This is a genomic window from Undibacterium sp. SXout7W (assembly GCF_049339385.1).
In the GTDB taxonomy this organism is placed as follows: domain Bacteria; phylum Pseudomonadota; class Gammaproteobacteria; order Burkholderiales; family Burkholderiaceae_D; genus Undibacterium.
The window spans coordinates 33,004-55,021 of sequence record NZ_JBMPPF010000017.1; the positions used below are offsets into that span (position 1 = coordinate 33,004).

Genomic DNA, 22,018 nt, shown 5'->3' on the forward strand with positions numbered 1-22,018 from the left:
GCGTTCTTTCAAAAACAATTCAAAAACAACTAATGACGTATTAGTGGCGCAATTTGTAACCACGCTTCAACATCTGCACTGCAATGGTCGCAAGTAACAGAAAGAAGATGGAAACGATGGTCAGACTATAAACCGGATCGACGTCTGATTTCCCGAAAAAGCCAAAACGGAAGCCATCGATCATATAAAAGAAGGGGTTAAAACGGGAAATACTTTGCCAGATACCGGGCAAAGAATGAATGGAATAAAACACACCGGATAAAAACGTTGCCGGCATGATCAGAAAATTCTGGAAGGCAGCCAACTGGTCAAATTTTTCTGCCCAGATACCGGCAATTAACCCCATCGTTCCCAGCATGGCGGCCCCCATCAGGGCAAACAGTGCTATCCACAGTGGCGCGACAAAACTGAGATGTGCAAACCATGCAGTCACCAGAAACACGCCCGTGCCCACAGCCAATCCGCGCAGAATGGATGCAATCACATAAGCACCAAAAATTTCCCAGTGAGATAAGGGCGGTAGCAAAATAAATACCAGGTTACCGGTGATTTTGGACTGTATCAGCGACGACGACGAATTGGCAAAAGCGTTCTGCAAAACACTCATCATCACCAGGCCAGGTACCAGGAATGCCGTGTATTTCACTCCCGGATACACCTGTACATGCTCTTCCAGTACATGCCCGAAAATCAGCAGATACAGTAAAGCGGTCATGATGGGCGCAGTGATGGTCTGGGTTGCTACTTTCCAGAAACGCAGCACTTCTTTGTAAAGCAGCGTATTAAAACCGGTCATGCCATGCATTTATTTGCCCTCCATGATTTGCAGAAAGACATCTTCCAGATCCGCTTGCAGCAATTGCAAATCTTCAAGCACGCAACCAGCCATGCGGAACTCATTCAACATCGTTTCAACCTGATTGTAGTCGGTTACACGCAAGGCAAACTGACGTGGATCAGATGGCGTTTCATGCGTAATGATTTTATCTTTCAGGCTGGCAGGTAATCCCACGTTACCGGTTGATGCAAGGGTCACTCGCAATTGTGAGCCAGATATCCGTTTGATCAATGCGGCAGTGCTGTCCAGAGCGACCACCTTACCGAGCTTCAGCATCGCGATGCGATTACAAAGCGCCTGTGCCTCCTCCAGATAATGCGTGGTCAGCACAACGGTATGGCCTTCGCGGTTGAGGCGAGCGATAAATTTCCATAACGTCTGCCGCAACTCCACATCCACACCGGCAGTAGGCTCATCCAGTACGATCACGGGTGGCTTATGCACCAGCGCCTGTGCGACCAGTACCCGACGTTTCATACCGCCAGACAAAGCGCGCATATTGGTGTCGGCCTTATTCGTGAGATCCAGATTTTCCATGATCTCATCTATCCACTTATCATTGTTTTTCAATCCAAAATAGCCGGATTGCATACGCAGTGTTTCGCGCACAGTGAAAAAAGGGTCAAATACTAATTCCTGCGGTACAACGCCAAGGTTGCGGCGAGCGTTACGGTAGTCCGTGACAACATCATGTCCTTTTACGGTGATATGTCCGGCATCAGCCCTGTTTAAACCTGCCAATATGGAGATCAGCGTCGTCTTGCCAGCACCATTGGGGCCAAGCAAACCGAAAAATTCACCCTCTTCTATAGAAAGTGAGACACCACCCAGCGCTTGTAGCGACTGGTAGCGTTTTTGAATATTGGTAATTTGTATGGCGGCCATATGGCGTGTTTGCACTTTCGTGCCCAATCAGTGTCCGGGGATTCAACAGGCTCGCCAGTGAACCGGCGAAACCTTTGATTATAGGGGATTTTCAGTGTTTGAACTGAATCAGCATCCCGAATAACAATTATACGGGTGCGCCAGAGGCGGGCATCAATGTCGCTCGGTCGATTCCAACTGAAACTGATCCGTTAAACCATACAGGCTGATCAAACTCAGCAAGCCTCCAGGCAAACCGACAAACTGCAGAGACTTGCCACTGGCATGCGCCTGACGCTGCCATGCAAGCATCGCGACAACCGCTGTCGAATCAATGCGGGACAGGTGCGAGCAATCGAATGTCGCTTCGCCCTGTCTGATCGCATCCAGGCCTGCAGCAACTGCTACATTCGCATTCTCCTGACACAAGTCGCCGCTTATTTTATACACGCTGAGCTCCGCAGATTATTTGGAAGCTGTTTTGGCAGGTGTTGCCGCTGCCAGTTTTTTGTTTTTATCCGACAGCGTCTTAATCAGGCCATCAATACCAGATTTGCTGATCTCTGCAGAAAAACTACCTTTATAGGTTTCGACCAGCCACGCACCGAGTACATTGATGTCATAGATTTTCCAGCCTGTCGCCATTTTTTGCAGACGATAATTCAGTTGTATAGGCTCACCACGACTTTGTATGACCTGTGAGCGCACTTCAACGTCGGTATCCTCCGGGGCAGAACGCATCGGTTTGAACTCAACACGCTGATCCTTGATCTGGGCAATCGCACCTGAATAAGTAAAGACTAACAAGGTACGGAATTCATTCGTCAGTTGTTTTTGCTGCTCGGGCGTAGCATCTCTCCAATTTTTTCCAGCAGCCAATGCCGTCATTTTCTGAAAATCAATGTAAGGCAAAATCTTGGACTCCACCAGATCATAGACACGCTTTTGGTTACCCGCCTGAATATCCTTGTCATTTTTGGCGATATCAAGAATTTCCTGACTCAGGCGCTTCACCAACTGATCAGGCGCTTCGTCAGCGGCCATGCTGCTACCGGCAAATGCCAGGGCACTCATGAACAATAAAAAAAATCGTACAAAAAATGTTTTCATGTCTTTTTATCCTATTAAAACAGTGGTCACACCACCATTAACCAGCCAACCTGATTGGTGGTTGACTCGGGTCATTATTTCTTACAAATGTCTTTCTCTGATACAAATACGAGACATCCTCAAACCAATACAAACCAATGCATATCAATACAAATCAATCATCATCAGGATTGATCTGGCCTGCACGGCGCTGCAGGTACGCATCGCGAATGAAGACATACTTGTCCAGAGCCGCTTCTTCGATCAGGTTACCTGCGTCGAGTACCGAAGCACGCTTATCCACCAGACGTAAAGCCGTACCCGAATTGCGCAGATATACTGGTGTTTTATACGACCAGATGTCGCCTTTAAAATCCACGGGCGTTGCTATCGCATCACGCAGAGTGGAAGAGCCAAGCAGCGGCAACACCAGATAAGGACCCGATCTGACGCCCCAACGTCCAAGTGTCTGCCCAAAATCCTCACGATGCTTGGTCAGGCCGGCTTCCGAACCGATATCCAGCAAACCGCCGAAACCAAAGGTCGTATTCACCGCCACACGCATCACATCGCTCATGCCTTCACCCAGCTTCCCCTGCAGCAGGTTATTCACAGCGTTCCAGACATCGCCGATATTGCCGAAAAAATTCCCTATCCCTGTCTGTACAAATGACGGCGTGATATCGCGGTAACCCTGTGCGGCAGGCCGAAGGATATTTTGATCCAGCGCATCATTAAAGTTGAACATGATGCGATTAAAACCCTCCATAGGATCACGAGGATTTTTACCGATGTTAGTCTTGGTACTAATGACATCTAATGTCTGGTCTGCGCGGTCTTTGATTTTATCAACGGCAACCGTGCTGCATCCAGTCAACAATATGCTCGCTGCAAGTAACAACACGCTGGCCATTTGTTGCGGCAAGTTTTTTTTCAATTTTGATTTCATTTTTTTTCTTCCGAGCTATCAGCCGCCTTACTGAACAAAAACTGACTGATCAGGTTTTCCAACACAACCGCGGACTGAGTCATTTTGATTCTGTCACCAGCAGCCAGGTTCGTCGTATCGCCGCCCGGCTCCAGACCGATGTATTGCTCACCCAATAAGCCCGCAGTCAGAATTTTTGCGGATGTATCTTTGGGAAATTTGTATCGTGTTTCCAATTGCAGAGTGACGGAGGCCTGAAATGTTTTGTCATCAAACTTGATCTCACCAACACGACCAACCACAACCCCTGCACTTTTCACGGCTGCACGTGGCTTCAGGCCGCCAATGTTGTCAAAGCGTGTTACTACATCATAGGTCTTTTCCAGCGACAAAGAGCTCATATTGCCGGCCTTCAGTGCCAGAAATAACAACGCTGCCGCGCCCAGCAAGATGAACAGGCCAACCCAGAAATCCAAGGATTTTTTTTGCATATTTGCTCCCAATTCTTCTACCCCAATCACAATAAATGGGGGAGTATCCATATCAATATTCAATTCGCGCTGCTTGCATCGAGGCGTAGCGCGCCGATAAGCTGATACTGGTACCAGTATCTGGTTCAGATCACTACTGAAACATCCACGCCGTCAGCAGGAAATCCAGCCATAACACCAGCAATGACGACACGACAACAGTACGTGTGGTGGCACGCGCCACACCTTCAGGCGTTGGTTGCGCTTCATACCCCTGAAACAGGGCGACAAACGTGACCGCAAAACCAAATACGATGCTCTTGATCACGCCATTGCCGATGTCCTGCCAAATTTCTACACCCGCTTGCATCTGTGACCAAAAAGCACCGCTATCGACTCCGATCAGCTTCACGCCGACGATATACCCGCCAATCACTCCCATGGCATTGAAAATCGCCGTCAGCACAGGAAGAGCGATCAGACCAGCAATGAAACGCGGTGCCAGTACTCGTTGTATAGGATTGACCGCCATCATTTCCATCGCAGCCAACTGCTCTCCCGCTTTCATCAGCCCAATTTCTGCTGTCAAAGACGTTCCGGCTCGCCCTGCGAACAACAAGGCAGTCACCACCGGCCCTAATTCACGCGTCAATGCAAGCGCCACCAGCAATCCCAGCGCTTCCTCGGAACCATATCGGTTCAGGGTGTAATAGCCTTGATAGGCGAGCACAAAACCAACGAACAGACCTGATACAGCGATGATGACAAGCGAATAATTACCAATGAAATGAATCTGATCCGTGATCAGCCTGGGTCGACGCCACAAACCTCTCGCATTCAGCAAGATGGAAAAGAAACAACGCGTGGCATAACCCAGATCAGCCAGACTACTTCTGACTACACGTCCTAAACGTTCTATCATCTGCGCCCCTCGTTGAGTCCAAGATCATCCGCCAGTGTTTTTCCCGGATAATGGAAAGGTACAGGTCCGTCTGCTTCTGCATGAACAAACTGTTTTACATAAGGGTCTTCCGATGCCTGCATCTGCTCTGGCGTTCCTTGGGCGACGATTTTGCCTTGCGACAGAAAATAAACATAATCGGCAATAGCAAAAGACTCATGCACATCGTGTGACACCAGAATAGACGTGGAGCCCAACGCGTCATTCAGCTTGCGGATCAGATTGGCCGTCACCCCCATGGAAATGGGGTCTAGTCCGGCAAACGGCTCGTCATACATGATCAACTGTGGGTCGAGCGCGATAGCTCTGGCCAACGCAACGCGACGCGCCATCCCACCGGAGATTTCAGCTGGCTTCAATGCATATGCGTTACGCAAACCTACTGCCTGCAACTTCAGCAACACGAGATCACGAATCATGGTTTCTGGCAGATTGGTATGTTCGCGCATAGGAAACGCCACATTGTCAAACACGTCCAGATCAGTAAATAAGGCACCGTGCTGAAATAACATGCCCATTTTTCTGCGCATGGCGTAGAGACCGCTATTATCCAGCGTTTGTACCTGCTGACCATCCACGATGACGGAACCGCTCTGCGGTCGTATTTGCCCGCCAATCAGACGAAGTATCGTGGTCTTACCGGACCCCGATCCGCCCATCACGGCGATCACTTTACCGCGTGGGAAATCCATACGAAGTCCAGACAAAATGGTCCGGTCTCCATATCCAAATTGGACATCTCGAATTTCAACTAGATTTGGCACGTCAGAAAGGAGTGTTTGGAAAAACTAGATTGTAATCCAGAACAGGAAAGAGAGTGATGCCAACAACTATGCAAAAAAAACAACGAAATAATGATTATTTCGTTTTTAATAAAAAAACAAACATTAATTTACTAATTTAAATTTAAAGAGTATTTAATTTAAAAATTAATTTTGCAGCGCGCAAAAATTAATGAATCATTAGTCAGTAACAACAGAAAACCACCAAAAATCAACGAAAGATTTGTGATGCTGCAAATGCGAAAGGTGGCTTTTATTAAAAATAATGCATTAAATATAAAAGCCAGCCTTTGAAATTCAACCCGAATCATCATTTACATCCGGGTTGAACTCGATTGTTAACGTGGAAGTACTGAATCACCCATCAGGAATGCATCCACTTCACGCGCGCACTGGCGGCCTTCACGAATCGCCCACACAACCAGCGATTGACCGCGACGCATATCACCTGCCGCGTAAACCTTCTCGACATTTGTTTTGTAACAACCAGCGCCATCAGTCGTTGCTTTGGCGTTACCGCGCACGTCTTTCTCCACACCGAAAGCATCCAACACTTGCTGCACAGGAGAAACAAAGCCCATCGCCAGCAATACCAGATCCGCTTTCATTTCAAATTCTGAATCTGGCACTTCCTGCATCTTGCCGTCTTTCCACTCAACGCGGCAGGCGATCAGCTTTTCAACTTTGCCGCCTTTGCCTTCCAGACGTTTAGTCGCGATAGACCAGTCACGTTCGCAACCTTCTTCATGAGAAGAGGATGTGCGCAACTTGGTTGGCCAGTAAGGCCAGACCAGTGGTTTGTTTTCTTGTTCCGGTGGCTGCGGCAGCAATTCAAACTGTGTCACAGATTTAGCACCGTGACGGTTCGATGTACCAACGCAATCTGAACCAGTGTCACCGCCGCCGATGACCACTACGTGCTTGCCGGTCGCCATGATCTGGTCTTTGACTTTGTCACCAGCGTTCACTTTGTTCTGTACTGGCAGGAAATCCATCGCGAAATGTACGCCTTTCAGTTCACGGCCAGGTACTGGCAGGTCGCGTGGGTTTTCAGCTCCGCCAGCGATGATGACAGCGTCAAAATCTTTTTGCAGCTGCTCTGGAGAAATCGTTTCCTTGGACCAGTTTGTGACTGTGGTAGGGAAATCCTTGCCGATCAACACGCCGGTGCGGAATGTCACGCCTTCTGCCTGCATCTGATCTACACGACGATCAATGTGAGATTTTTCCATTTTGAAATCAGGAATACCGTAACGCAGCAAACCACCAGCGCGATCATTTTTCTCAAATACTGTCACGTCATGGCCAACACGGGCCAATTGCTGTGCGGCAGCCAAACCCGCAGGACCAGAGCCGACAACAGCGATTTTTTTACCCGTTTTGATAGCTGGAATCTGGGGCTTGACCCAACCGTTTTCCCAGCCTTTATCGATAATAAAATGCTCAATCGATTTGATTCCAACAGCATCGCTGTTAATACCAAGCGTGCATGCAGACTCACAAGGCGCAGGGCAGATACGACCGGTAAATTCCGGGAAATTGTTCGTAGAATGCAATACGTCCAATGCTTGCTGGTAATCGCCGTGATACACCAGATCATTCCAGTCAGGGATGATGTTATTCACTGGACATCCGTTATTACAGAAAGGGATGCCACAATCCATACAACGTGCTCCCTGGACTTTTGCCTGAGCGTCATCCAGATGAACTGTAAATTCTTTATAGTGTTTTTTGCGCGATTGTGGCGCTTCGCTTGCTTCCTGCAAACGCTGGTATTCCATGAAGCCGGTGACTTTACCCATTTTTTACCTCAATATTGTTGTGGGCCATTGCCCATTCCATCCTGACTGATCTTGACTCGTCCTGACTACTACAGGAGCCAACGTCCGCACACTCAATGCGGACGTCGCTACACTGAATTAGGCAGTGACCTTTTCTTTTTTCGCTATCGCCTGTTTGGCCGCATACATTTCAGCCAGTGCGCGTTTGTATTCTGTCGGGAATACTTTGACGAATTTGGCGCGGCTACGCGCCCAGTCGTCCAACAAATTACGTGCACGGGTACTGCCTGTATGTTTAAAGTGACGCTCAATCAGGTTGCGCAAAATCGCTTCATCAGTCTCACCCTCACCGCCGCGCAAGCGGCTGTGCCAGATGGATTTATCCACAGTAGCAACCTGTACATCGCCTGCCAGCACTTGCTCCAGCGTGACCATGGACATATTGCATTTCGCTTCGAATTCACCGTCTGGGTCATAGACATACGCGATACCGCCAGACATACCTGCGGCAAAGTTACGACCAGTATTGCCCAACACGATGACCGTACCGCCAGTCATGTATTCGCAACCATGATCGCCAGTACCTTCAACGACCGTCACAGCACCAGAGTTGCGTACGGCGAAACGCTCACCGGCGACACCATTAATAAATGCTTCACCGGAAATCGCGCCGTACAAGACGGTGTTACCGCAAATGATGTTATCGACTGCCCAACCACGGAACTCGGTATTGGGACGGATGATGATACGACCACCGGACAAACCTTTACCAACGTAGTCATTGCCTTCACCCACCAGATCCAGCGTTACGCCGTGTGCCAGGAATGCACCTGCGGACTGACCTGCAGTGCCTTGCAACTGAATGTGGATGGTGTCGTCAGGCAAGCCAGCGTGACCATATTTCTTCGCTACTTCACCGGACAACATCGCACCAACAGTACGGTTCAGATTCTTGATCGGAGAAATAAAGGAGACTTTTTCACCGGTCTCAAGTGCGCTCTTGGCCTGTGCAATCAGTTTGTTATCCAGTGCCTTGTCCAGACCGTGATCTTGCACATCAACATGGCGAACCTGTGTGTCATTACCTAACTCGGCCTGATAGAAAATCTTGCTGAAATCCAGACCTTTTGCTTTCCAATGGCTGATTGCTTTGGATTTATCCAGCAAATCAACACGACCAATCAGATCGTCATAAGTGCGGATGCCCAGTTGCGCCATGATCTGACGTAACTCTTCGGCAACGAAGAAGAAGTAATTAACCACATATTCTGGCTTGCCAGAAAACTTCGCACGCAAGACAGGATCTTGTGTCGCGACACCGACCGGGCAAGTATTCAGATGGCATTTACGCATCATGATGCAGCCCTCAACTACCAGCGGTGCAGTCGCAAAGCCGATTTCATCAGCCCCAAGGATAGCGGCAATCGCCACGTCACGACCGGTCTTCATCTGACCATCAGCCTGTACACGAACACGTCCACGCAAACCATTCAATACCAGTGTCTGTTGCGTTTCGGATAAGCCCAGTTCCCATGGAGAACCGGCATGCTTAATCGAAGACAATGGAGAAGCGCCAGTGCCACCATCGTGTCCGGCGATCACAACGTGATCAGCCTTCGCTTTGGAAACACCTGCGGCAACAGTACCCACGCCGACTTCAGAAACCAGCTTGACTGAAATAGATGCTTTGGGATTGACGTTTTTCAGGTCATGAATCAACTGCGCCAAATCTTCAATCGAATAAATATCGTGATGCGGAGGCGGAGAAATCAGACCGACGCCTGGTACAGAAAAACGCAATTTAGCAATGTATTCAGATACTTTATGGCCAGGCAACTGACCGCCTTCACCAGGTTTTGCACCTTGCGCCATCTTGATCTGGATCTGGTCGGCAGATGTCAGATACTCGGCTGTCACACCGAAACGACCGGAAGCAACCTGTTTGATTCTAGAGCGCAGTGAATCGCCTTCCATCAATGGAATATCCACTTCGATCTGTTCCTTGCCAATCACAGAAGCCAATGTGGCGCCTTGCTTGATAGGAATACCCTTCAACTCTTGCTGGTAACGTGCCGGATCTTCACCGCCTTCGCCTGTATTTGACTTACCGCCAATCCGGTTCATCGCAATCGCCAGCGTCGCGTGAGCTTCTGTACTGATGGAACCCAAAGACATTGCACCGGTAGCAAAGCGCTTGACGATTTCTTTTGCAGGCTCAACCTGCTCCAGCGGAATCGCTTTTGACGGATCAATCTTGAATTCAAACAAGCCACGCAAAGTCATATGACGCTTGGACTGATCGTTGATGATCTGCGCATATTCTTTATACGAGTTATAGCTGTTGGAACGTGTGGAATGCTGCAATTTTGCAATGGCATCTGGTGTCCACATATGATCTTCACCACGAACACGGAATGCGTATTCGCCACCAGCATCCAGCGCATTCGCCAGAACAGGATCTTGGCCAAATGCCAGTTTGTGCAGGCGTAAGGCTTCTTCTGCGACTTCAAACACACCGATACCTTCAACGTTCGATGCTGTACCTTTAAAGTATTTGTCGACCAGTGATTTGTTCAGGCCAATGGCTTCAAAAATCTGTGCGCCACAATACGACATGTAGGTCGAAATACCCATTTTCGACATGACCTTCATGAGGCCTTTGCCCACTGCCTTGGTGTAGTTGTAGATCGCTTTATCTGCCGACAGATCGCCAGACAAGTCTTTCGCCATGTCAGCCAGCGTCTGCATTGCCAGATAAGGATGCACGGCTTCTGCACCGTAGCCTGCCAACAAAGCAAAGTGATGCGTTTCACGCGCAGAACCTGTCTCGACGACCAGACCAGTGGTGGTACGCAGACCTTTACTGACCAGATGCTGATGCACAGTCGATGTCGCCAGCAAAGCAGGAATCGCCACGAAATCGGCATTCATTTTGCGATCAGTAATGATCATGATGTTATGACCGGATTTGACCGCATCCACGACTTCGGCACAAATAGAAGCCAGGCGCGCTTCAATCCCTTCTTTACCCCAGGATACCGGATAGCAGATATCGAGTTCATAAGACTTGAACTTGCCGCCAGTATTGGCGCTGATGTTACGCAATTTGGCGATATCGGCAAAGTCCAGCACTGGCTGCGATACTTCCAGACGCATCGGTGGATTGATGTTATTCGTATCGAGCAAGTTAGGTTTAGGACCGATGAACGACACCAGCGACATCACCATTGCCTCACGGATAGGATCGATCGGAGGATTCGTCACCTGCGCAAACAACTGCTTAAAGTAGTTGTACAGTGGCTTGAGTTTGTTCGACATCACAGCCAGCGAAGAATCATTCCCCATGGAACCGATTGCTTCTTCGCCGTTGCTGGCCATTGGTGCCATCAGGAACTTCAGATCTTCCTGCGTGTAGCCAAATGCCTGCTGGCGATCCAGCAAACTCGCAGCATCAGGAGCCGCATCCAGTTCAGCCTTGAGACTGTCTAATTTAATACGGACAGATTGAATCCATTGTTTGTATGGTTTGGCATTGGCATACGTATCTTTGATTTCTTTGTCATCAATGATACGACCAGCTTCCAGATCGATCAGGAACATTTTGCCGGGTTGCAAACGCCATTTTTTGATGATTTTTGACTCAGGAATTGGCAATACACCAGATTCTGATGCCATCACCACCAGATCATCATCGGTCACGATGTAACGCGCAGGGCGCAAACCGTTACGATCCAGCGTGCCACCGATCTGACGACCATCAGTAAACGCCATCGCAGCCGGGCCGTCCCACGGCTCCATCATCGCTGCGTGATATTCGTAGAAAGCACGACGGTTGTCATCCATCATCGTGTGATTTTCCCAGGCTTCCGGAATCATCATCATCATCGCCTGAGCGATCGGGTAACCCGCCATCACCAGGAGTTCAAGTGCATTGTCGAAGCTTGCGGTATCAGACTGACCTTCAAAAATCAGCGGATACAGTTTTTGCAGATCATCACCCAACACAGCGGACTTCATCACGCCTTCACGGGCACGCATCCAGTTGAAGTTACCTTTCACAGTGTTAATTTCACCGTTATGCGCGATCATGCGGTAAGGATGAGCCAGTGGCCATTCTGGGAAAGTATTGGTGGAAAAACGCTGATGCACCAGCGCCAGCGCGGACACGCAACGCTCATCCTGCAAATCTTTGTAGTACACGCCAACCTGATCTGCCAGCAGCAAACCTTTATAAACAATCGTGCGTGCAGACATGGAAGGCACGAAATATTCTTTACCATGCAGCAGATTCAGCGCCTCAATCGCATGCACCGCAGATTTACGAATGACATACAGTTTGCGTTCCAGAGCATCAGTCACCATGATGTCATGGCCACGACCGATAAATATCTGGCGAATGACTGGCTCTTTTTCACGTACGGTCGGCGACATCGGCATATCCGCATCGACGGGCACATCACGCCAGCCTAATACAACCTGACCTTCGGCACGCACAGCGCGCTCAATTTCTTGCTCACAAGCAAGACGTGAGCCGTATTCTTTCGGCAAAAAGATCATACCAACGCCGTACTCGCCCGGAGGAGGCAGCTCAATTCCCTGTTTCGCCATTTCTTCGCGATAGTACTGATCCGGAATCTGAATCAAGATACCGGCACCGTCGCCCATCAGAGCATCCGCACCTACAGCGCCCCTGTGATCGAGATTTTTCAGAATCAGCAAACCCTGATCCACAATCGCGTGGGTTTTCTTACCTTTAATGTGGGCAACAAAACCCACACCACAGGCATCATGTTCATTAGACGGGTCGTACATACCTTGAGCGTGCATAGCTATCTCCGGGACAAATTAAAAGACTAGTACAGAGGATAGTGCAGTGCAATAGAAAGTTCAACCTGAAAATATAGGGTCAGTGTTAAATTAAAAATATCATAAACAAATATTTTTTTTATTGGGGACATAGTAAAAACAATCAAAATCCCAGCTTCAGTGACAAACCGTGTCCGGAAAATTCACAGGCTGCGAAGGAATAACTTGAAGCAAAACGATAATGCAATGTACATCACTGATTGCACATTCTGAAATTGATCACCGCATTCTCTGGCAACCAACGTCAAGCACCTTCACGTCACCTTCCGTGGTCGGCCACGACGAACAGGCTCAATCCGGCGCTCAGTCAACTTACTCATGTCTTCTTTGAATTGTGCGGAGCCAAGCAGCCACCCCTTGAGCGTGGCGTTTGTCATTGCGTCGATATCGCTTTGACTAAAAGATTGCTCCATGCGCTCTTTGTAGGCAGCCTCACGCTGAAAAGGTGTATTTCCCAGAGCCCAATACAATGAGTGATCGGCAATCAGAGGATCGGTTTGCAAACCGATGTGATGACGATAACTCGACCACGGATAATCAGCCGCCTCCTGCACCAGTCTGGAGCGAACAGGATTACTTTCAATGTAAATACTGCAAGGTAAAAAATATCGTGTACCTTCAATCACCGTTGCCTTAAAACGTCCCTGCCACAGGCTGCCGCTACGCTGATATTTGCGATTGAAATACGGTACGTAATGGCGCCCTACCCATTGCATCATTTTCCCCAGACCAGTGTCGTCAGCAGGCGTCATGAGCAAATGCACATGATCCGGCATCAATACATACGCATGCACCAAAACCTGAAACAGCTTCCCCGCCTCTGCCAGCCAGGCAATAAACCGCTGATGATCTTCATTATCGCGAAATAATTGTGTGCCATCATGGCTGCGCTGTATCACATGATGCAAAGCCTGAGGAATGACCAGGCGTGGAAGTCTTGCCATGAAAATGCTCTCACTGAAGTAGGAAGATACGTATTGTAAGGTCACCGACTATGGCATAGGCTGAGACTTGCGACATCTTCCCAAGTAAAAATTTATACAACAAAAATTTTTTACTATTGAAATAGATTTTTCTTCATTTGATGAATAACCATTACATGAATATGGTGAACGGTTACAATATTGCCAAGTGGATAGATTTATTGAGAAGCCGCGTGACTTGTCAGGGAGACAGTGACAAAGTCGTTTTTAAAGCCCTCGCACTACACAAAAAGGTTTACACCACATCATGAGCAATTCAATTAAACACCTGTCCGTTGCGAAACGCCTCGGTCTGGGTTTTGCCATCATTCTATTTCTGTCTCTGCTGACCACCATCATCGCCATCGCCAGATTGCATACTGTCGCGCAAGCCAGTGAGCAGTTAATGAAAGACCCTCTAACGACAGAGCGCTTAGTCAGCGACTGGTACCGTAATATTCATACTGGAATCCGGCGCACGACCGCGATTGCCAAAAGCAGCGATCCATCACTGGCAACTTTTTTCGCTGAAGATCAGGCAGAGTCAACGAGAACGTCTGCGATCTTGCAAAAATCGATTGAGGAGCATATGCAATCGGATCGGGAAAAAATTCTTTTCAAAGAAATTGGCGAGGCACGCAAAAGTTATCTCGCTGCCCGCGAAACCATCGTAAATCTGAAAAAAGAAGATAAAACTGAAGAGGCCAATCAGTCGCTGGAAAAAAACTTCACACCGGCGGGCAAATATTACACTCAAAAAATTGAAGAATTATTAAAAGGCCAGCGCGATAAAATTGACCAAACCGCCCTGGAAATACAAAACACCTACGAAGCTAGCCGTATCTTATTGATCATATTATCAATATTAGTGACGGCACTGTCTCTGGTATGCGCCTGGCTGATCACCAACTCCATCACTCACCCACTGCGACTGACGACAGAAGTTGCAGAAAAAATGGCGACAGGTGACCTAAGTGGCGTAATTCAAATACAGCGTCATGATGAAATCGGCAAAATGATGGAAGCCATCAATGGCGTCAGTCACGGATTAAGTCAGGTTATTTCGGAAGTGCGTCATGGGACAGAAACAATCATGACCGCATCAGGTGAAATTGCATCCGGTAATGCAGACCTATCGGCACGCACAGAATCACAGGCCAGTTCCCTGCAGGAAACAGCCTCCTCCATGGAAGAGTTGACTTCCACGGTCAGATTAAATGCAGAAAATGCGCAACATGCCAATCAACTGGTTCTGTCAGCATCTGGCGTAGCAGTGCGTGGCGGTGAGGTGGTGGATCAGGTGGTGAGTACCATGGGCGCTATCAAAGACAGCTCACGTAAGATTGTCGATATTATCGGCGTGATCGATAGCATTGCATTTCAAACCAATATCCTGGCACTGAATGCCGCAGTAGAAGCAGCACGAGCGGGCGAACAGGGGCGTGGCTTTGCAGTCGTCGCGACAGAAGTTCGCAACCTGGCTCAACGCAGCGCGTCGGCGGCCAAAGAAATCAAGGCACTGATCAACGATTCAGTCAGTGAAGTAGAACATGGCAGCAAGCTGGTTGATACCGCAGGAAAAACGATGCAAGACATCGTATCCAGCGTTCAGCAAGTGGCCGACATCATGAATGAAATCACCTCTGCCAGCCGCGAACAAAGCGCAGGCATAGAACAGGTGAATCTGGCGGTCACACAGATGGATGAAATGACGCAGCAAAATGCAGCGCTGGTTGAACAGGCAGCAGCATCGGCAGAAAGTATGCGCGATCAGTCGCTGAAATTATCGCAAGTCGTTGCGCAGTTTAAAATTGCCGGAGAAACAGTAACATCCAGCGCGCCCCAGAGAGCCATGAGTAGCAGTCAAAAACCACGGGCAGCACAACGACCAGGATTATTGGCGGCACACACAAAAACTCCGTCGACCAATCATCGAGCGGATAAGGACTGGGAAGAATTTTGAATTTGTGTGCACTGCGGCGCTACTACCTACCGAACGCAATAGTGGCGCAATCGCAATCCCTGACAAGTATTGCTAAGCACTGTTACCAACAATTTCTATGAATACGAAAGTCCCGTCTTATATGCTGTTATGACATGATGAATGTATCAACAACGTATAAGGCGGGACTTTTTGACATAAAACATCTGAACCTGCTTAGCAGAATCCTAGACTAAAGATTGTCAGTATGTTGTGAGAACCATCAGTCTCACCAACACGGCAGAACCCTGATTACATGTAGGCGCTGACCAGTTCACGCTTGGCTGTCTTCAGGCGAAATGCCTTCAGTGCACGGGATGCGTCAGGTACATCGACGATCTCATGTACACCGCTCAAAAGTTCTGAGATTCTGGTTTTCAGTGCTTTCGCCTGAGTCGCCAGCTTAAAATGTGCAGGACGCTGCGTCTGCACGATACTCCAGCGAACAACCGGAGATTTGCCGCTTGCATCCAACAACGATCTGTCTTGCAACCATTTTTCGAATGAACGTGTCGGTAAATCGCTTTCAATCCAGATCAGATGATCGGAAGTGATTTTTTTATTCTCAGCGGCACGAACCAGTATTTCGTAAATCATTTTCAGACTCCTGTGAGGAAATCTTCGCTTGTTGGATGTTATTGGCAAAGATTCTTTACGTCTGAAAACGGATGAATTTACAGTTCAGTTGACACGCTTCGTTACAAATTTTCAGTTTTTTGTAAAAATATTTTATAAAAAATAGTAAAAAAATATTTTTTGTTATTTTATTTTCATTTTTTAACCCCGTGTTAATAAAAATAACATTGCTACATAAATTTGACCACGAGAAGCCGACTTCACCGGATGACAGCTTATGTCCAGCCTTGCCCGCATTTTCGTCTAACTTTCATCAGCTCCAGTTGATGTTTGACATCAGGTCGCAATGAAATATCGCTCGTACTGAGCAACATTGATGGATATTCAAAATCACGATGTCATACTGCACCACAAATCATTTGCTTAACGCTTCCCAAACGCCAGTTCGCGACATAAAAAAAGCAGCCACTGGGGCTGCTTTTTTAGCATACTGAAAATTGTTCAAAATGGAATATCGTCATCCATATCCGAAAAATTGGGTGCTGGACGTGAAGGCGCTGGCTGACGTGGCGCTGGTGCAGCAGACTGACGTGGCATTGGCGCAGGGCTGCTGCCATAACCGTCGTCCATAGGCGCTCCGCCCATACCCTGACGGCTACCCAGCATCTGCATACTGTCAGCCTTGATGTCTGTTGCATATTTCTCGACACCGTCTTTGTCAGTGTACTTACGAGTACGCAATGACCCTTCCACGTAGACTTGAGAGCCTTTTTTCAGGTATTGTCCGGCGATTTCTGCCAATTTGCCGAAAAAGGTGATGCGGTGCCATTCTGTCTGCTCTTTCTTTTCACCGGTCGCCTTGTCTTTCCAGCTATCCGTCGTTGCCACTGTAATGCTGGTCATGGCATCACCACTTGGCATATAACGTGTTTCCGGGTCGCGGCCCAGATTGCCGACGATGATGACTTTGTTCACGGATGCCATGTAATTCTCCTGTTTTCCTGTAATTCAAATAAAGTTTAAGCCTGCACGGTGGCAGGTTTGCTGCGTTTTGCAATCGCAGGCATATTGACCGCGATTATAAGCCACAGCATCGTCATGATGGCACTGACAATAAAGACCGATGAGGCATCCATATGCTGTTTCAACCAGCCTCCGATAGCGCCGCCACAGAACAGGCCAATCGCCTGCAAGGTATTGTAGACACCGAGCGCGGCACCTTTCGCCGATGGTGGCGCGATCCGCGACACCAACGACGGCTGACTAGCTTCAAGAATATTAAACGCCACAAAAAATGCAAACAGCAACGCAATCAATGCCCACGGTTGCTGTAAAAATTGCCAGAATCCCAGTTGTACCAGCAACAGCAACGCAATAGCACCAACAAATACCTGTTTCATCTTGCCATATTTTTCGCCCACAAAAATCGCCGGCAACATCGCAATAAAAGAAACGAACATGATGGGCAGATAGACTTTCCAATGCGATACCACAGGCAAATCGGCAAATTGCACCAGTGCCGAAGGCACCACGACAAACATCGCCATTTGCGACAGATGCAATACAAACACGCCGTAATTCAAGCGCATCAATTCGCGATTTTTTAGCACCACAGATAACGGCACAGGCTCATGCGGCACCGCTGGTGCTTCGGGAGTCACATACAACACCACCGCGATGGCCATCAATGACAGTACTGCTGTCAGTCCAAAAATGCCCTGCATGCCAATACGCTGATACAACAAGGGGGCCGCCACCAGTGATAATGCAAACGTGAGTCCAATGGAGCCACCCACCATCGCCATCGCCTTGGTACGATGCTCTTCTCGCGTTGAATCGGCAATCAGCGCAGTGATCGCCGCCGAAATCGCACCAGCACCCTGTATCGCCCGACCAATCAGGACGCCCATGACCGTCGTTGCCATCGCAGCGACAAAAGCACCTGCGGCAAACAGCAACAGGCCGATCACGATAATGCGCTTACGACCAAATTTATCGGATGCAATACCGAACGGAATTTGCCCAAACGCCTGGCTTAAGCCGTAAATCCCCATCGCCAGCCCAACCAGCATACTGTTATCGCCATCCGGCAAGGTTTTGGCATGGATCGCAAATACCGGAAGAATTAAAAACAATCCCAGCATGCGCAGAGCAAAAATGGAGGCCAAGGATGTTGCGGAGCGGATCTCATCCCGGCTCATACCGGCAGAGTTTGAATCTGATTCAGTCGCTGCGTTGGAATTTGTTGCCATAGTCATATCAAAAACTCGCCTAATCGGTGTTATTTGCGCAAAGCAAAGACGAGCCTGCGGTAATGTTCAAAAACCCGTTATAGTAGCAGGTTGCTTGCCTCCGCCCAAATTCAGATCAAATACCATGACGACACGACCAAAAGCTGCAAAAGCATCAAAACCTGCCGAAATCGAGTTCGACGCTGACGATATTGCCCTGATGCAAAAGCGCGAGCTGATCCGGGTACGTGGAGCACGTACCCATAATCTGAAAAACATTAATCTGGATTTGCCGCGCAACAAGCTGGTGGTGATTACCGGACTGTCCGGCTCTGGCAAATCCTCATTAGCCTTCGATACTTTGTACGCCGAAGGGCAACGCCGCTACGTTGAATCGCTGTCCGCCTACGCGCGCCAGTTTCTGCAACTGATGGAAAAGCCAGACGTCGATCTAATCGAAGGTCTGTCGCCGGCGATTTCTATCGAGCAGAAGGCAACCTCGCATAATCCGCGCTCCACCGTCGGCACGGTCACTGAAATTCATGACTATCTGCGTCTGCTGTACGCACGGGTAGGCACGCCATATTGCCCGGATCATCCGGAAAACCCGCTGGCGGCGCAATCAGTCTCGCAAATGGTGGATTCCGTACTGGCCATGCCGGAAGACAGCAAGTTGATGATACTGGCACCAGTAGTATCGAACCGCAAAGGCGAACATGTGGATCTGTTTGAACAGATGCAGGCGCAGGGCTTTGTCCGCTTCCGCGTACAAAGTGGCACGCATGAAGCCAAAATTGTGGAGGTTGACGATCTGCCCAAGCTGAAAAAAACTGAAAAACATACCATCGACGTGGTGGTGGATCGAGTCAAAGTGCGCGAAGATATCAAGCAACGTCTGGCGGAATCCTTTGAAACATGCCTGCGCATCGCCAATGGCCGTGCTCTGGTAGTCAATATGGAAAACGGGCATGAACAACTGTTTTCGAACAAATTCGCCTGTCCGACCTGCGGCTATTCACTGCAAGAACTGGAACCACGTCTGTTCTCGTTCAATAACCCGATGGGTGCCTGTCCGGAATGTGACGGGCTGGGTCATATCGAATTCTTTGATCCGAAGCGAATCGTCGCCTTCCCCAATCTGTCGCTGGCCAGTGGTGCCGTCAAAGGCTGGGATCGTCGTAATCAGTTTTACTTCCAGATGCTGTCAAATCTGGCGGCTTTTTATGACTTCGATATCGATACGCCATTTGAACAATTACCGGAATCGGCGCAGCAAATCATTTTGTATGGATCGGGCAAACAAACCATTCCGTTCACCTACATTAACGAGCAAGGGCGGACTGTCGTCAAAGAACATACGTTTGAAGGCGTGGTTAATAACTTGCAACGTCGATATCGCGAAACCGATTCGATGGCGGTGAAAGAAGAGCTGGCGAAATTCATCAACGAAAAACAATGCCCATCTTGCCATGGCGCGCGTTTGCGCATCGAGGCGCGTTTTGTCAAAGTCGGTCATGGTGAGCAGGAAAAAGCGATTTTCGACATCAGCGCCATGCCTTTGCGAGCCACCCTGCATTTCTTTGAAAATCTGCAACTGCAAGGCTCAAAACGCGATATCGCCGACCGCATCATTAAGGAAATCACAGCCCGCCTGACTTTCCTCAATAACGTAGGGCTCGATTATCTGTCGCTGGAACGCAGCGCAGATACCTTGTCGGGTGGTGAAGCACAGCGTATCCGCCTCGCTTCGCAAATCGGCTCGGGCCTGACCGGCGTGATGTATGTACTGGATGAACCATCTATCGGTCTGCATCAGCGTGACAACGACCGTCTGATCGATACGCTCAAGCATTTGCGCGATATCGGCAACAGCGTGCTGGTGGTGGAGCATGACGAAGATGCGATACGCTGCGCCGACTTCGTGGTCGATATGGGCATAGGCGCTGGCGTGCATGGTGGTGAAGTGATCGCCCAGGGCGCGCTGGATGACATTATGCAAAACCCGCGTTCGCTGACAGCAAAATATCTGAGCGGCGAACTGGAAATCAGCGTACCGAAGCAACGTACCGCCGCCGATCCGGATAAGCAATTGCTGATTGCGGGTGCGCGTGGCAATAATCTGAAAAATCAGGATATGACGCTGCCGGTCGGCTTGCTGACTTGCGTGACCGGCGTATCCGGCTCGGGCAAATCCACGCTGGTGAATGACACGCTCTACCATGTGGCGGCCCGCCATTTGTATGGCTCACAGACCGAGCCTGCTGCGTTTGACCATGTGAGCGGACTCGAGCATTTTGATAAAGTGATTTCTGTCGATCAGGCACCGATAGGCCGCACACCACGCTCTAACCCAGCCACGTATACCGGCTTATTCACCCCTATCCGTGATTTATTTTCCACGGTACCGACCGCCAAAGAACGTGGCTACAGCGCTGGCCGCTTCTCGTTCAACGTGAAAGGCGGCCGCTGCGAAGCCTGTCAAGGCGATGGCGTGATTAAAGTCGAAATGCACTTCCTGCCGGATGTCTACGTCCCCTGCGATGTCTGCCATGGCAAACGCTATAACCGCGAAACGCTGGAAGTCCAGTACAAAGGCAAGAATATCCACGAAGTGCTGGAAATGACGGTTGAAGATGCGCATGAATTCTTCAAACCGGTGCCGGTGATTGCACGCAAGCTGCACACGTTACTGGATGTCGGTCTTGGCTATATCCGTCTCGGTCAGAGCGCCACCACGCTGTCCGGTGGCGAAGCACAAAGGGTGAAGCTGTCGCTGGAATTGTCGAAACGCGATACCGGCCGCACCTTGTATATTCTGGATGAACCGACTACCGGTCTGCATTTCCATGATATTGCGCTGCTGCTCAAAGTCATCCACCGCTTGCGTGATCAGGGCAATACGCTGGTCATCATCGAACACAATCTGGATGTGATCAAGACCGCTGACTGGCTGATTGATCTGGGTCCGGAAGGTGGTGCGGGTGGCGGCAGAATTATCGCTACCGGCACACCGGAACAAGTAGCGGCCAATCCCGACAGCGTGACGGGTAAATACCTGCTGCCACTGCTGAAAAAACACAACAAATAAGTCTTAATTAACCTTGAATTAGTATGTCTATCCGTCTGATCGTCGGCCTCGGTAACCCGGGGCCGGAGTATGAACAAACCCGCCATAACGCGGGCTTCTGGCTGGTTGATCAATTTCCGGTCAGCCTGCAGCGCGACAAAAATTTTAATGCGATGGTGGGAAAAACCCGGATCGCCGGCCAAGAAGTCTGGTTGCTGGAACCCCAGACCTTCATGAACCGCTCCGGCCAGTCGGTCGGTGCGATCTGTCGCTTTTATAAAATCACACCGGATCAGATTCTGGTGGTGCATGATGAACTGGACATGCTGCCAGGTGTCGCCAAGCTCAAAAAAGGCGGCTCGTCCGGTGGCCATAACGGACTCAAAGACATCACCGCCGCGCTCGGTACTCAGGATTACTGGCGGTTGCGTATCGGCATCGGTCATCCGCGCACGCTGAATCTGAATCAGGGCGTGGCAGATTTTGTATTGCACCGCCCACGTAAGGAAGAACAGCCGTTGATTGACGAAGCCATTGCCAAAAGTATGGATGTACTGCCGCTGATGGTCGCTGGTGAATTCGCAGAAGCCATGACCCGTTTACATACCGCCGCGAAGTAATC

Annotated in this window: 17 protein-coding genes; 3 read left to right on the top strand and 14 right to left on the bottom strand. The window is 49.3% G+C overall.

Annotated features, from left to right (window positions below):
* Positions 1–40 precede the first annotated feature (40 nt).
* The 11 genes from ACO0LB_RS15455 to ACO0LB_RS15505 all read right to left on the bottom strand — a co-directional run bounded on the left by ACO0LB_RS15455 (position 41) and on the right by ACO0LB_RS15505 (position 13,523).
* Positions 41–796 carry an ABC transporter permease gene (locus ACO0LB_RS15455; protein WP_423050774.1) on the bottom strand — a complete coding sequence of 252 codons (756 nt, stop codon included), beginning with the start codon at positions 794–796 and terminating at the stop codon, positions 41–43.
* A 9-nt stretch (positions 797–805) separates the two neighbouring features.
* On the bottom strand, positions 806–1,723 hold the full coding sequence (locus ACO0LB_RS15460) for an ABC transporter ATP-binding protein (protein WP_423050625.1): 918 nt from the start codon (positions 1,721–1,723) through the stop codon (positions 806–808).
* A 153-nt stretch (positions 1,724–1,876) separates the two neighbouring features.
* Complete coding sequence (locus ACO0LB_RS15465) at positions 1,877–2,152, bottom strand: STAS domain-containing protein (protein WP_423050627.1); 276 nt, start codon at positions 2,150–2,152, stop codon at positions 1,877–1,879.
* A 15-nt stretch (positions 2,153–2,167) separates the two neighbouring features.
* Positions 2,168–2,812 carry an MlaC/ttg2D family ABC transporter substrate-binding protein gene (locus ACO0LB_RS15470; protein ID WP_423050629.1) on the bottom strand — a complete coding sequence of 215 codons (645 nt, stop codon included), beginning with the start codon at positions 2,810–2,812 and terminating at the stop codon, positions 2,168–2,170.
* Between the two features lie 154 nt (positions 2,813–2,966).
* Positions 2,967–3,740, bottom strand: coding sequence for an MlaA family lipoprotein (locus tag ACO0LB_RS15475; protein WP_423050631.1), 774 nt, complete (start codon positions 3,738–3,740; stop codon positions 2,967–2,969).
* A complete protein-coding gene (mlaD, locus tag ACO0LB_RS15480) occupies positions 3,737–4,210 on the bottom strand; it encodes an outer membrane lipid asymmetry maintenance protein MlaD (RefSeq protein ID WP_423050776.1) in 474 nt (157 codons plus the stop codon). Before mlaD ends, ACO0LB_RS15475 begins: the two co-directional genes overlap by 4 nt.
* Before the next feature lie 133 nt (positions 4,211–4,343).
* A complete protein-coding gene (gene mlaE, locus ACO0LB_RS15485) occupies positions 4,344–5,111 on the bottom strand; it encodes a lipid asymmetry maintenance ABC transporter permease subunit MlaE (protein ID WP_423050633.1) in 768 nt (255 codons plus the stop codon).
* A complete protein-coding gene (locus tag ACO0LB_RS15490) occupies positions 5,108–5,914 on the bottom strand; it encodes an ABC transporter ATP-binding protein (protein ID WP_423050635.1) in 807 nt (268 codons plus the stop codon). The genes mlaE and ACO0LB_RS15490 overlap by 4 nt, the downstream gene beginning before the upstream one ends.
* A gap of 356 nt (positions 5,915–6,270) precedes the next feature.
* Complete coding sequence (locus ACO0LB_RS15495; protein ID WP_423050637.1) at positions 6,271–7,734, bottom strand: glutamate synthase subunit beta; 1,464 nt, start codon at positions 7,732–7,734, stop codon at positions 6,271–6,273.
* Between the two features lie 117 nt (positions 7,735–7,851).
* The gene (locus ACO0LB_RS15500; protein ID WP_423050639.1) at positions 7,852–12,540 is read right to left on the bottom strand and encodes a glutamate synthase-related protein; all 4,689 of its coding nucleotides are present in this window, start codon (positions 12,538–12,540) and stop codon (positions 7,852–7,854) included.
* A gap of 293 nt (positions 12,541–12,833) precedes the next feature.
* Positions 12,834–13,523 carry a transposase gene (locus ACO0LB_RS15505; protein WP_423050641.1) on the bottom strand — a complete coding sequence of 230 codons (690 nt, stop codon included), beginning with the start codon at positions 13,521–13,523 and terminating at the stop codon, positions 12,834–12,836.
* A gap of 286 nt (positions 13,524–13,809) precedes the next feature.
* Here ACO0LB_RS15505 and ACO0LB_RS15510 point away from each other — a divergent pair, with 286 nt between their 5' ends.
* Entirely contained in the window at positions 13,810–15,504 is a 1,695-nt protein-coding gene (locus ACO0LB_RS15510; protein WP_423050643.1) for a methyl-accepting chemotaxis protein, read from the top strand.
* Between the two features lie 270 nt (positions 15,505–15,774).
* Here ACO0LB_RS15510 and ACO0LB_RS15515 read toward each other — a convergent pair whose 3' ends face one another.
* The 3 genes from ACO0LB_RS15515 to ACO0LB_RS15525 all read right to left on the bottom strand — a co-directional run bounded on the left by ACO0LB_RS15515 (position 15,775) and on the right by ACO0LB_RS15525 (position 18,299).
* Entirely contained in the window at positions 15,775–16,119 is a 345-nt protein-coding gene (locus ACO0LB_RS15515) for a hypothetical protein (RefSeq protein WP_423050645.1), read from the bottom strand.
* Positions 16,120–16,599: 480 nt separating this feature from the next.
* The gene (gene ssb / locus ACO0LB_RS15520; RefSeq protein WP_423050647.1) at positions 16,600–17,082 is read right to left on the bottom strand and encodes a single-stranded DNA-binding protein; all 483 of its coding nucleotides are present in this window, start codon (positions 17,080–17,082) and stop codon (positions 16,600–16,602) included.
* 35 nt (positions 17,083–17,117) lie between these two features.
* Positions 17,118–18,299, bottom strand: coding sequence for an MFS transporter (locus ACO0LB_RS15525; protein WP_423050778.1), 1,182 nt, complete (start codon positions 18,297–18,299; stop codon positions 17,118–17,120).
* A 250-nt stretch (positions 18,300–18,549) separates the two neighbouring features.
* On the opposite strand from ACO0LB_RS15525, the gene uvrA reads away from it, so the two are divergent.
* Together uvrA and pth are read left to right on the top strand one after the other, a co-directional pair.
* A complete protein-coding gene (uvrA, locus tag ACO0LB_RS15530; RefSeq protein WP_423050780.1) occupies positions 18,550–21,417 on the top strand; it encodes an excinuclease ABC subunit UvrA in 2,868 nt (955 codons plus the stop codon).
* Positions 21,418–21,440: 23 nt separating this feature from the next.
* A complete protein-coding gene (pth, locus tag ACO0LB_RS15535) occupies positions 21,441–22,016 on the top strand; it encodes an aminoacyl-tRNA hydrolase (RefSeq protein ID WP_423050649.1) in 576 nt (191 codons plus the stop codon).
* Positions 22,017–22,018 lie beyond the last annotated feature (2 nt).